The organism is Pantoea sp. AN62 (assembly GCF_050432985.1).
GTDB lineage: Bacteria > Pseudomonadota > Gammaproteobacteria > Enterobacterales > Enterobacteriaceae > Pantoea > Pantoea brenneri.
Map to the genome: position 1 here is coordinate 164,663 of NZ_JBNPYB010000002.1, position 12,146 is coordinate 176,808.

The following is a 12,146-nucleotide window of genomic DNA, read 5'->3' on the forward strand; positions in this document are numbered from 1 at the left end:
CAATATTTTATCCGTGATATCATTCCAGCTAATATCAAAACCGCATTGTCTGCTGGTCAGCCGCGAGAATAAAATGAGCACTCTTCACAACGTAGACTTGAATCTGTTGAAGACGCTGGACGCCTTACTGGATGAGCGCAGCGTTACCCGGGCTGCCGAGCGCTTATCGCTGACCCAGCCTGCGGTGAGCGGCATGTTAACCCGGCTACGTGAGAGTTTTGACGATCCGCTGTTTACCCGGGCGCAGCGCGGTATCGTGCCGACTTTGCGGGCGCTTGAACTGGCTGCACCGGTTAAAGCGATACTGGCAGAAGTGGAGGGGTTGCTGCAGCCACAACAGTTTGATCCGTTGACGGCCAATATGACGTTGCACATCGCCGCGACAGATTATGCGTTGCGCGCGGTGATCGTCCCGTTTATGGCCCGGTTACGGCGTGAGGCTCCAGGCATTCGGGTGGCGGTGGTCCCGGTCAATAATGAAACCTTGCAGGATCAGTTTGAACGCGGAGCGGTCGATTTAGCCTTGCTGACGCCGGACACTACGCCGCAGGAGTTGCATACCCGCCGCTTATTTGATGAGGAGTATGTCTGTTTGCTGCGCGACGATCATCCGCTGATCAGCACCGGACCGCTGACGCTGGATGCTTTTTGTGCGCTGGAGCATGCCCTGGTTTCCTATCCTGGCGGTAATTTCAGCGGTGTGACAGATACGGCGCTGGCAGCACTGGGCCGCAGCCGCCGGGTCACTCTGTCAATATGCAGCTTCCTGGTGTTGCCCGAGATCCTGCGCCTGAGTGATTTAATCAGTGTGGTACCACGTCGTCTGGCGATTGCTGGCACGGGCCTGACTCAACTTCCGCCGCCGCTGACCATACCGGGCTTTACCAAAACGCTGGCCTGGCATGAACGAACCCATCGGCATAAAGGTCATCAATGGTTGCGTCAGTTGTTAATCATCATTGCTGATGAGACGACAAATCCTGTTACATCTCTGCCCTGACTGGGTTACCTGAGCGAGCCGGTTACGCATTTTTTGTCCCTCCGCGCAGCCGCTGGCAATAATCAGCGAATGGATAATGCAAACTACAGGCAAGGCGTTTTATATCTGGAAGTCAGATAAGAAAATTTGCACAGCATTATTCTGCTTTCAGCGGATTTATATTATTCAGAGATAGGTTAGAGGGAATATATAGCAGGAGTGAAAATCAATAGATATCAGCGTAACCAAAGAAGAAACCACAGCGCATTAACTTTTAATATTGGTTATAACAGGCCCCGGCAAAATGCCGGGGCTGATGGTTAAAAAGTCCGCATCAGTGACTTTCTATTCGGACTTACGTCCACCACCATGGCTGTTTTGGCCACCTTTCTTACCGGCTTCTGAAGCCTTTTCACGGTCATTAGCGAAGTTACCGCCGCTGTTTTGTCCGCCTTTTTTACCTGCTTCAGATGCTTTTTCACGATCTTCTGCGAAGTTACCGGAACCACCACGATGTTCGGCCATAATTTCCTCCTGAACATATTGTCATTTGATTAATGGCAACCAGCATAATTCTATTACGCCAGCCGTTTTCGTGTTGCAGTGATAAGTCTAGCCGGGCCTTTTCGGGCTGCAAGTCTATTACAACCTTCTGGTCCTGATTTATATTTAGCCGAAGCGAGACAGCGCCATGAATAAGCAAAACGGTAAACGGGAAAAATTTATTGAGGCTAATCACTTACCCAAGGCGATCAATTATCGCCCCCTCGCCTGGCGATTAACATTTTTTTACTTTTGATTAAAAAGTTAAATGCCATGTAAAACGCAGCGGCCTGATGTTCAGCGGTTGGCTTAGTCTTGCAGCGCGCAGCCCGGCTGCGGCATCAGCCTGTTAACCCGCTGATCATCAGTCTGAACCCACCTGACAAGATGATGATAAACGCCGTTCTGAGGCGCTTTCCCCGCCAGGCAACAGCGCCCGGGCGCGTTAAACGTCTCGCTAAATGTCTCGTTAAGCGCTATGACCGATTCCGATACTTCATCTCAACAAGCTTTGGCTCTGAGGTATGGCAGCGATAAGAAGCTTCGGCTGAATACACGCCTGGAGAAACGATTGTGAGCAAAGGATTGATGTCAGCGGAATGGCCTTGTTTTGAGGTGGACTGGGTTGCCGGACTGATTGGTTAGGGGGTGCGATTGCCGGGCTGGTTCTTTGGGTTGGCGGTTTGATTAGTTAGCTGCGGGACTGCCGGGCTGATTCCTGTGATTCGGCGGTTTGATCAGTTAGATGCAGGATTGCAAGCCGGGAGCAGAAGAGTGACGGATTTCTTAGGTAGCGGGTGGGATTGCCTGGCAGGAGCAGTGGATTTGCCGGTTGATTTGTAAGTTGGTGATATTGCCGGGCGGTTGCCCTGGAGTGGAAGGTTGTTGGGTTGTTGGGTTGTTGGGTTGTTGGGTTGCTGGGTTGGTTAGCCGTATTAAGCAGAATTTTTTCCTCTCTTGCTGATCCTTTCTGTGCCTATCCCTTTCTGTGCCTGATGGTAATCCAGCAAAAATGTCGCCTGGCCAGCTACTTCCGCCCTGCGCGCAATGATAAAAGCCCTGACTGAGATAGCCAGGGCTTTTAAGTTACTACCGATTTAACATTTACCATTAAGGAACTTAATTGAGATTTACTGCTTCGGTACTGCTATTTATGAACAGGTCCTGCGGATAATAATGAACACCAGAAGTCACTCATTATCATTAGCGGTTTTCACCACCTGATAGTCTTTTATGAGACAAAGACAGGTCAGGCCCGGATAAACCTGCACACCCCCATCGCGATATATACTCTTTGATGCGTTGCCTTACTTTCATTACGACGTTTAAACCGCAATCGTATCCTGTCGTAACGTAAACGTTCAGAACTACGAGGCCTTACATCATCGCGAATACTTTTTACTGCAATAACATCAACTTACTAAAAATGCTTTACTGACTACAGGTTACTGCTTTGTTACTAACGTTACTCCATTCAACAGTGCTATTAATACATAACTCAATTTAACAGGAGTGCTTACTAATTTAGCTCAAACTTCAACTTCATATTACTTTATCAGTGACGTCTTGTTTGCCGCTGATGTGTCTTACTTTACGGTTTTAAATTTCAAAGTCAACACTGTTTTTAAAAACATGTTTATATCTTCAGTAGCTTAGCAATAGCGTTAATAATCATTCTCAGGCAGGATGAGAACCCCCGCTGTTTTATTATCACTACGACTAAAAATAGAATTCTAATCTATTTATACTGAATAATTAGCCTGGTGATTATATCATTATTGCCCCCCTGCCTTCGGGTACGAACCGTCGATACATTCTCCGTTCAGGGACTGCGCGCTTAGCCATTCTAGTGCTCAGCGAAGTGCACAGAGCACTGTACAATAAGCGACCTGTGAGACACGAAAAAAGGCACCTTATCGGTGCCTTTTAGCGGTCCATCTTTAGTAATACAATCAGCGAATTAGTTCGACAGCTGGGTCATCAGCAGTTTAGCTGTCTCAACCGAGGAACCTGGGTTCTGACCGGTAATCAGCAGACCATCCTGCACCGCATAAGATTGCCAGTCATCACCGCGAGAGTAGATGCCGCCATTCTGTTTCAGCACATCTTCCACCAGGAACGGCACCACGTTGGTCAGGCCAACGCCCTCTTCTTCAGTGTTAGTAAAGCCGGTCACTTTCTTACCTTTTACCAGTGGTTCGCCATCGGCGCTTTTGACATCGCGCAGTACGCCCGGCGCATGACAGACCAGCGCTACCGGTTTACCCGCCTGCAGAGTTTGTTCAATCAATGCAATTGAATTTTTGTCGTTGGCCAGATCCCACAGCGGACCGTGACCGCCAGGATAGAAAACAGCGTCAAACGCATCCTGCGAAACTGAATCGAGGCGGACGGTAGCAGCCAGTACTGCCTGAGTCTCTTGGTCACCATGGAAGCGACGTGTCTGTTCAGTTTGTGAACCAGGCTCATCACTTTTTGGGTCGAGCGGCGGCTGACCGCCTTTTGGTGATGCCAGTGTGACCTCAACGCCCGCATCGGTAAAAGCGTAATAAGGGGCGGCAAACTCCTCCAGCCAGAAGCCAGTTTTCTTGCCGGTGTTGCCGAGTTCATCATGCGAGGTGAGTACCATTAAAATTTTCATATTTGCTCCGTCTCTGTGTATCGGTTCAGGCTAAAATTTAGGGTTCGGAACCGGCCGCTGTTCAGCCGTATTCTCTGTTGACCGGACCATCATTACCTGGCTGGACATATTTCTGAAATTTATTTCTTCAATTTCAGCTATTCACATAGCATTATAGCTCAATGAAATACGATCTGAATTTACTGCCTGTCCTGCTGGTGATGATGGAGGAGCGCAACGTCACCCGCGCTGCGGAGCGGCTCGGGATTACCCAGCCGGCGCTTTCCAATGCGTTAAACCGGCTGCGGGAAACGCTCAACGATCCGCTATTTATTCGCGAGCGCTATGGTATGCGCCCAACGCCAATGGCGGAACAGCTGGCCGAAGTGGTTGCGGCTTCGCTGGGCGCTATTGATAAAGTTATCCTCGGTCAGCAGGATTTTGACCCACGCCACGCTACCCGGCTCTTTACACTGGCCCCCAACAGCTACGTTGAATTCGTCATGATGCCGACCATCGTGGCACGCCTGCGCACCACCGCCCCGGGCATTCGCCTGCGACTGACGCCGTTTGGCAATGACATTGCCGAAACCGGGGTGATCTCCGGTAACACGGACATGGTGTTGGGTCGTATCGTTGAGCCGCCGGATAATCTGGTGGTACAGCATCTGATGGATGAAGGTCTGGCATGCGTAGTCCGGGCCGATCATCCTGAGGTTACTGACGAGCTGAGCGCGGAACAGTATGAGCAACTCCGGCATGTCAATGTACTGCCGCCCGGCCGGATGCGAGCCGGTTTATACCAGGCACTGGAACAGCGCGGACTACGCCGCCAGGTCGCGGTTTCAGTGACGCATTTTCTGGCGGTGCCGGAGATGATTGTGGTAACCGATTACTGCGCGACGCTGCCCCGGCTGATCTGTCAGCAACTGGCAAAAGATCCGCGGCTTAAGGTACTGCCTGCCCCGGTCGATCTGGGCACTTTTCCGGTTGAGATGGGCTGGCACGCACGTTATCGCGACGATCCGGCTCACCGCTGGTTGCGCAGCTTAATGATGGAAGTGGCGCAGACGCTCTCATCCGGTCAGTCGCTTAGTTAGCGCGATCATAATTACCGCACTAATTGTCACTATTGATATGGTAACTATGGTTATCATTATTCCCATCGGAGGCAACAACCTCCTCACAACCAACAGGAATATGACCATGAAAACCATTAAAGCTACTTCAATCGCTGCGCTTGCCGCTCTTTCGCTGATTTCATTCGGCAGCTTTGCACAGAGCGTCTCTGTCACCTCTTCTACGCTGGATGGCGCAGAAGCGAAAATCGCCGCACAGGCTCAGGAACAGGGCGCGCAGTACAAAATTACCGAAGCGAACACCAACAATCGTGTTCACATGACCGCTGAACTGTATAAATAACGGATGGTCGCAAACGGATTTGCCAGAAACGGCTGCCCACTGGGCAGCCTTTTTTGTGTCTGCTCAGGCAAGGCGGGTGTCAGAGGTTGAGCCGCCGCGCCACCAGAGAATGAATGCGCAGAGTGCAATGGCACCCAGTACGTAAAATGCGATGCTGTAGGAGTAACGAGCGGCGATGGCGCCAGTCAGGGCCGGGCTGAGTGAAGCGCCTGTTCCCTGCATCAGCATAATCACGCCCTGGCCGGCGTTGACATGGCCGGTACCGCGTAACAACGAAACAATATAGCCCGGCACCGCCACGCCCAGTATTCCGGCGGCAATGCCGTCCAGTATCTGCACCGGTATCACAAATATCGGTTCGGAGTAGCTGGCGGCCAGCAGCGCGCGCAGCGGCAAAATCAACAGCGCCGCCATAATCAGTGGGCGATAACCGACTGTCCCAATCCGCTTTGATACCCATAGCGCAACCGGAATCATCACCAGTTGTGATATCGCCACCGTTGCCGCCGCATACAGACCTGGACTGACCGCCGCCTGCGTGCCCGCAGACGCGACACGCATGCTGAGCATCGGCAATAACGCGGCATTAGCCAGATGAAACAGCAGCAGAGTAATCCCGGCGATCAACAGCGCGGGTTGCCGCACCAGCATCCATAAACCCTGAGCCGGAGACGCTTGTTGATGCTTTTCAAAACCACGCGCCACCTGATGATCGATCTCATCGCCACGGATCGCCAGCGTAGCGACGGCGGCAAATATTGCCATCATCGTCATCAGAATAAACACCGCAGCCATTCCCCAGTACCAAGCCGAAAAGCCAGCCAGCAGCGCGGCAACGGTATTACCGCCATGGTTAAAGGCTTCGTTACGGCCCATCTGCCGGTTAAACCCTGCCTGACCGCTTAGTCCCAGAGTGATACCGGCTACCGTAGGGCCGATAAACGCCGCAGCAATGCCCGCCACGATTTGCGATACCATGACGGTCCAGCTCTGATCGCTGTACCACAGCAGCAGCGTGGCGAGCGTAATGACCAGACATCCCAGCAGCACGATTGTTTTTTTATACCGGCTGGCATCCGCCGCAATCCCGGCAGGCAACGTGGCCAGCAGCCCGGCAATGCCGCCGCAGGTCATCACCAGCCCGATTTCGTCGGGCCGCCAGTGCCGCCCGGTCAGAAAGATACCCAAAAACGGGCCGAGGCCGTCACGTACGTCGGCCAGAAAAAACTCATCAGACAGAGAGCGGTGACATAGAATTTCCCTGAAAGCGAAGGGCAATGTGTTTGCGCTTCGTTTAAAAGTGAAATTATGGTTTACCGTCCGCAAAGTCACGCCGGGTTATAGTAACAAAATGAAAAAGGGCATCCGTAGATCGCTTTACGGATGGCCCTGAGAAGAGCTGGCACAGGCCAGCTACGCTTTAGCTAGGCGGCTTATTTATCGTTGCCGAAACCCTGTTTAATCAACGCGGGCAGCACGTTCGGGAAGTAGATGTTTTTATAGTAACCGCTGACGCTTTCGCTCCAGCTTTCGCCATCACTGCGTCCGATGTTTTTCCAGTGCTGGACCATCTCATCGTTATAGGCAGCGATGTGTTGCGCCATTTGCTCAGTCCGATAGGTCTCTTCATGGCGGAAGGTTGCCATCGGCAGACGCGGTTTCTGATGCGCAGGCTGATCAACGTGGCCGATAACCACACCGGCAATCGGGAAAGTCAGAGCCGGCAACTCCAGCAGCGAAATCATCGCCTGCGGATCGCGACGAATACCGCCGATTGGTACAATACCCAATCCTTCCGCCCGCGCGGCTGCCATTACCGAGCCCAGCGCAATGCCAATATCGGTGGAGCCGGAGACAATACTTTCAATGCTCTGATGGGCAATCTGCTGCTGATCGATGGCAGATATGGCCAGATCTGATTTATGCATATCGAGCACGAAGGTAATAAATACCGGTGCTTTGGCAATCCACGGCTGACCGCCAGCTATGGCAGCGATCTGAGCGCGTCGGCTGGCGTCACGCGTCACCACCACTGAAACCTGCTGCGAGTTCACCGACGTCGGCGCGCGATAGGCGGTACTGATTATCCGATCCAGAACCGCATCATCGACCGGTTGCTCTGTAAAACTGCGTTCACTTTTGTGGCTGGTAAAAATATCGATCAGGTTGCTCATAGTTCTCCCCTTATAAAGCCCAAGAATAACAGTTAACTGCGGGGAAAAACTTAACCGCACTGGCCTTACACTCGCGCCTTCTGCTACCTGCCCCAGCGGCTTCTCAGATACTCCACCGCCTGGCGGGTCTGAGGCTGATTAAGGTAATTCTCGCGAAACAAAATGGTGCCATCGATATTGGGGTTCGATTCATTCAAATCGAGCTGCTTTTTCAGCTCAGGCACGCCACCCTGTCGGGTCCAGTCAGGTTCAATCTTTGACGGTTCGCCCACTTTATACAGCGCCAGCCCGATATAAAGCCGGGTTTTGGTCGGTTTCACCACCTCAGCCCACCAGTTAGCCAGTACGTCATACCGTGCGGCCTGGCGCGAGAACGGCCAGCAGAGCTGGGGCGCGATGTAATCCAGTAGCCCCTGCTGCACCCAGCGCCGGGTATCCGCATAGGCTTCGTCATAGGCGGCGGCTCCACGGGTATCAGAACCGGCAGGATCGTGTGACAGGTTGCGCCAGACGCCTGCCGGGCTGACGCCAAATTCGACCTCTGGCTTCAGTTGCTTAATGGTGCGGGATACCTGCTCAATCAGCAGCTGGGTATTGTGTCGCCGCCAGTCTGCTTTAGCAGCAAATTCCTGGCCGTAGCGGCGGAAAGTCTGGCTATCGTTGAGCATCGAACCGGGCGATTCAGCATAGAAGTAATCATCAAACTGCACCCCATCCACCGGATAACGCGCGACAACTTCGGCCACGATGCTGGTGATCCAGTCACGCGCCGCCGGTATGCCAGGGTCAAGCACAAAACGGTCGCCGGCCGTACGTATCCAGTCCGGATGCAGCACAAATACGCTGGCCGGATGCAGCGACAGGGTGCGATTCAGCGCACTGACTGTCGAAGGTTTGGTGTTCACCGCGACGCGGTAGGGATTAAACCAGGCGTGTACCTTGATGCCGCGCTTATGCGCTTCATCCAGCATAAACTGCAGCGGATCGTAGCCAGGGTCCTCACCGATTTTGCCGGTCAGCATATCTGACCACGGCAGAATTTTTGATGGCCACAGCGCGGTAGCATCGGGTTTAACCTGAAAGAATACCGTGTTGATACCGAGACTTTTTAGATTTTCCAGCTTAGCGATCAGCGCATGCTGCTGCTGGCTGATACGTAGCGCGGGTGCATCACCGTTGACCGATTCAACCGGCGGCCAGTCGAGACGCGAAACGGTGGCAATCCAGACGCCGCGCACCGGCTGTTGAGTCTGCGGCTTTGGGGTCACCGGCAACGGCTGTTTCGTGACCGGTGGCAAAGGGGTCACCAGCGAGCGCGGCGGTTGCGAGGCGCAACTGACCAGCAGCAGTGCGGTGGCCAACGCCAGGCCTCGCCTGATAAAGGTCCGTGTCGGGCCGGGACGGTGATAAACGGCGATGATGAACTCCGGTAAATTCTGGTCGGGTCGCAAAAGGGACATTCTCGATGACCGGGATTAAAAGTCAATGCGTTACGACGATGAAACCGCCGCTGTCCCGTCCCTGCTTGCTGCATCACCGCCGCCTGATGCCGGTTGGCTAGTGGCTGCGCCACGCTGACAAGGTGACGGTCTGGCTGATGCCATCGTCAAGCGCATGGTCAGCCAGCCTGAACTGATAATCGCCAGCGGCGAGTTGCCAGTATCGGCTTGCGGGATCAAACACCGCCAGACAACGGGATTCAATCCCGATCGGTATCGTCCGCTGTTCGCCCGCCTCCAGCATCACTTTATGAAACCCCACCAGACGCCACGTCTGGCCGGGCTCTCCAGTCCGTCGGCCATACAGCTGAGCCACCGTTGCGCCGGCCCGCTCGCCACTGTTTTTTACCACCACGCTGGCATGTAGCTGATCATCCTGCTGGGTGATCTGCAGACTGTCGGCAGAAAAGGTGGTGTAGGAAAGACCGTAACCAAAAGGAAACAGCGGGCTCAGTCGCTGCCTTTCAAACCAGCGGTAGCCCACATCAGCGCCTTCAATATTGTAATCGACATGAAACACACCACCGCGCAGCGTTTCACCCGGATTGGAGGTAGTGACTGACGGATCGGTCATCGCCGGGCGCGGCAGTTGGTTTTCATCACGCGGGAAGGTTACCGGCAGGCGTCCTGATGGATTCACCCGACCAAACAGCACTCCGGCAATCGCTTCTCCCCCACCCGAGCCCGGATAAAATGCTGCCAGCACGCCGCTGACCTGCTCCAGCCAGGGCATCTTAACCGGGCCGCCCGACTCAATCACCACAATAGTATGCGGATTGGCACGCGCCGCCGCGCTAATCAGGTGGTCCTGTTGATCCTGCAGGGCCAGATCGGGCAGATCCTGTCCTTCGGTATTCCACGATTCAACAAACACAATCACTGCATCAGCTCCGGCGGCCTGCGAGGCAATCGCGGCGTGATCGCTGCCGTCGAGATAATCCACCCGGGCCGCGCCCGACTGGCAGCGGATGGCGTGCAGCGGCGAGGAAGGATGATAAACTTTCGGTACCGCCACGCCCATGATGGCAGCACCCTGTTCCGCATAATGCCCAATCGGCGTGACTGAAGAGGAGCCGCCGCCGGATAACACGCCCTGGTCAGCGTGGCCGCCAATCACCAACAGTCGTGGCAGATTCAGTGCCAGCGGCAAACAACCAGCGTGGTTTTTCAGCAGCACGAGGCCATTTTCTGCCGCCCGCTGCGCAATCAGCCGGTGCGCGGTGTAATCTATTGGCACGCCAGGCCGGGCCGGGAAGTCAATCGCCCCGACCGCAAACAGGCTTCTTAACTGCCGTCTGACCATCTCATCCAGCCGCTCAGCCGGGACCCGTCCCTGCTCCACCGCCCGCCTCAACGGCTCGCCAAAAAACGGCTCTGGGTCCATATTGCTGCCGGACTGAACATCTAACCCGGCCAGCGCCGCCTTTTCGGTAGAATGGGTCGCTCCCCAGTCGGACATCACCCAGCCTTTGAAGCCCCACTCGGTTTTCAGAACCTGCTGCAATAGATGGTGGTTTTCACTGGCCCATTCGCCGTTGACCAGGTTGTAACCTGGCATCACCGCACCCGGTTCTCCCAGTTCAATAGCTATCCTGAACGCCAGCAGGTCAGACTGCTGCATCGCCTGTTCATCCAGATCGGAACTGACCAACACCCGTCCGGTCTCCTGCGCATTGAGCGCAAAATGTTTCACGGTAGAGACCACATGCTGTGACTGAATGCCTTTTACCGCATGTCCGGCGATGATGCCGGTCAGCAGCGGATCTTCTGCGATATACTCAAAATTTCGACCGCCACGCGGTTCGCGGATCAGATTGGCACCGCCCGCCAGCTGCACGTTAAATCCTTTTGCGTGCGCCTCCCGCCCCAGCATATTGCCGGTGGTTTCCGCCATCGCCGGATCAAAGCCCGCACCCAGTAATAGTGAAGAAGGCAGCGCGGTGGCATTGTCGCCGGGCCGCACATTAGCCAGGTTGCCGACGCCAAGACTGGCATCCGATTGTTGCATTGCCGGTATGCCCAGCCGCTCAATTGCCGGATAACAGGCAGCCGAACCTAAAGCGCCAGGGATTCGGGCTTCACCCGGCGCGGGAATCGCCATCGGACCACTCAGCCAGCGCATTTTTTCATCCATCGTCATCTGTTCCACTACGCTTTGGGCGCGTTGATCAGCGCTCCGCGTCCGGTCCTGCCAACGGCTTGTCATGATATTCTTCCTGAAGTGGGTGAGAGTTATTCAAGACTAGCGTTAAACGGGACGGTTAGCCCCGAAACGGTAATCAATCCAGCTCCGGGTACCCGTTCCACCTGCGAGTTACAGTCCATGCAAAGACGATAAAAGTGCTGAGCTGGCATAACATCTGTACCTCTTTGGGCCGTTACAGATACCATTGGATGACAATCACTACTGCTACAACCTCGTGGTCAGTGACCGCTACCGTTATTATGACGGAAATAAAAAAGCCCGACGATGCGGGCTTTTTTATTTACTTTTAATGCGGAAACTAAGATTTACTTTCTTTACTACTGTTCGGATTGGTAAAAAAACGTGATATTAAAAATAAAAACACCTTAACAAACGCTGCAAGCGTTGCGACTGTTACCACTGCCTTTGAAATTGTTGCTGGCATAGAATACCACTCTAAATATGATACGCCAGCGCCACTAAGGAAAGCGGCACCTGTAAGCACTCCTGCCATTGCAGCTAAACCGCAGATTAATTTTGCCATCTATTCCCTCAGCTATCGTTGCTGCTAAGTACTTTACCAGGTGCACTGGCCACCAATACTTCCTCCAGCATTATTTCTGCCGGTATTGTTATTACAGGAACCGATACCACCACCGATAGCACTGGCTACGGCCGTACCTGCGCCACCTACCGAACCCGCAACCATTCCGCCCAAAATACC

The 12,146-nt window shown here is 53.9% G+C and carries 9 protein-coding genes and 1 pseudogene; 3 read left to right on the plus strand and 7 right to left on the minus strand.

All coding sequences use genetic code 11. The features are described from left to right. Positions 1-73: 73 nt before the first annotated feature. On the plus strand, positions 74-1,000 hold the full coding sequence (locus tag FHW04_RS03740) for a LysR family transcriptional regulator (protein WP_089561827.1): 927 nt from the start codon (positions 74-76) through the stop codon (positions 998-1,000). 324 nt (positions 1,001-1,324) lie between these two features. Here FHW04_RS03740 and FHW04_RS03745 read toward each other — a convergent pair whose 3' ends face one another. After that, entirely contained in the window at positions 1,325-1,504 is a 180-nt protein-coding gene (locus FHW04_RS03745; protein WP_031377499.1) for a general stress protein, read from the minus strand. A gap of 1,978 nt (positions 1,505-3,482) precedes the next feature. Further along, positions 3,483-4,163 (minus strand): type 1 glutamine amidotransferase domain-containing protein, encoded by a 681-nt coding sequence (locus FHW04_RS03750; protein WP_069729704.1) that lies wholly within the window; start codon positions 4,161-4,163, stop codon positions 3,483-3,485. A 161-nt stretch (positions 4,164-4,324) separates the two neighbouring features. Here FHW04_RS03750 and FHW04_RS03755 point away from each other — a divergent pair, with 161 nt between their 5' ends. Both FHW04_RS03755 and FHW04_RS03760 read left to right on the plus strand, forming a co-directional pair. Then, entirely contained in the window at positions 4,325-5,242 is a 918-nt protein-coding gene (locus FHW04_RS03755; RefSeq protein WP_089561828.1) for a LysR substrate-binding domain-containing protein, read from the plus strand. Positions 5,243-5,348: 106 nt separating this feature from the next. Then, a complete protein-coding gene (locus FHW04_RS03760) occupies positions 5,349-5,564 on the plus strand; it encodes a YdgH/BhsA/McbA-like domain containing protein (protein WP_031375549.1) in 216 nt (71 codons plus the stop codon). A 63-nt stretch (positions 5,565-5,627) separates the two neighbouring features. Here the strand turns inward: FHW04_RS03760 and FHW04_RS03765 are convergent. From FHW04_RS03765 to FHW04_RS03785, 5 genes and pseudogenes are all read right to left on the minus strand, one after another. Beyond that, positions 5,628-6,796: pseudogene (locus tag FHW04_RS03765) on the minus strand (MFS transporter). 201 nt (positions 6,797-6,997) lie between these two features. Beyond that, on the minus strand, positions 6,998-7,738 hold the full coding sequence (locus tag FHW04_RS03770) for a nitroreductase family protein (protein ID WP_031375551.1): 741 nt from the start codon (positions 7,736-7,738) through the stop codon (positions 6,998-7,000). 83 nt (positions 7,739-7,821) lie between these two features. Continuing rightward, the gene (locus tag FHW04_RS03775) at positions 7,822-9,189 is read right to left on the minus strand and encodes a glycoside hydrolase family 10 protein (RefSeq protein WP_227021908.1); all 1,368 of its coding nucleotides are present in this window, start codon (positions 9,187-9,189) and stop codon (positions 7,822-7,824) included. Between the two features lie 106 nt (positions 9,190-9,295). Next, positions 9,296-11,443 carry a glycoside hydrolase family 3 C-terminal domain-containing protein gene (locus FHW04_RS03780; RefSeq protein WP_094106321.1) on the minus strand — a complete coding sequence of 716 codons (2,148 nt, stop codon included), beginning with the start codon at positions 11,441-11,443 and terminating at the stop codon, positions 9,296-9,298. A 298-nt stretch (positions 11,444-11,741) separates the two neighbouring features. Further along, positions 11,742-11,966, minus strand: a complete 225-nt coding sequence (locus FHW04_RS03785) for a hypothetical protein (RefSeq protein WP_128088269.1) — start codon at positions 11,964-11,966, stop codon at positions 11,742-11,744. Positions 11,967-12,146 lie beyond the last annotated feature (180 nt).

Bases quoted from the DNA above. Each gene is read 5' to 3' on its own strand.
- FHW04_RS03740 (WP_089561827.1), top strand. From the start codon at position 74: ATGAGCACTCTTCACAACGTAGACTTGAATCTGTTGAAGACGCTGGAC.
- FHW04_RS03745 (WP_031377499.1), bottom strand. From the start codon at position 1,504: ATGGCCGAACATCGTGGTGGTTCCGGTAACTTCGCAGAAGATCGTGAA.
- FHW04_RS03750 (WP_069729704.1), bottom strand. From the start codon at position 4,163: ATGAAAATTTTAATGGTACTCACCTCGCATGATGAACTCGGCAACACC.
- FHW04_RS03755 (WP_089561828.1), top strand. From the start codon at position 4,325: ATGAAATACGATCTGAATTTACTGCCTGTCCTGCTGGTGATGATGGAG.
- FHW04_RS03760 (WP_031375549.1), top strand. From the start codon at position 5,349: ATGAAAACCATTAAAGCTACTTCAATCGCTGCGCTTGCCGCTCTTTCG.
- FHW04_RS03770 (WP_031375551.1), bottom strand. From the start codon at position 7,738: ATGAGCAACCTGATCGATATTTTTACCAGCCACAAAAGTGAACGCAGT.
- FHW04_RS03780 (WP_094106321.1), bottom strand. From the start codon at position 11,443: ATGACAAGCCGTTGGCAGGACCGGACGCGGAGCGCTGATCAACGCGCC.
- FHW04_RS03785 (WP_128088269.1), bottom strand. From the start codon at position 11,966: ATGGCAAAATTAATCTGCGGTTTAGCTGCAATGGCAGGAGTGCTTACA.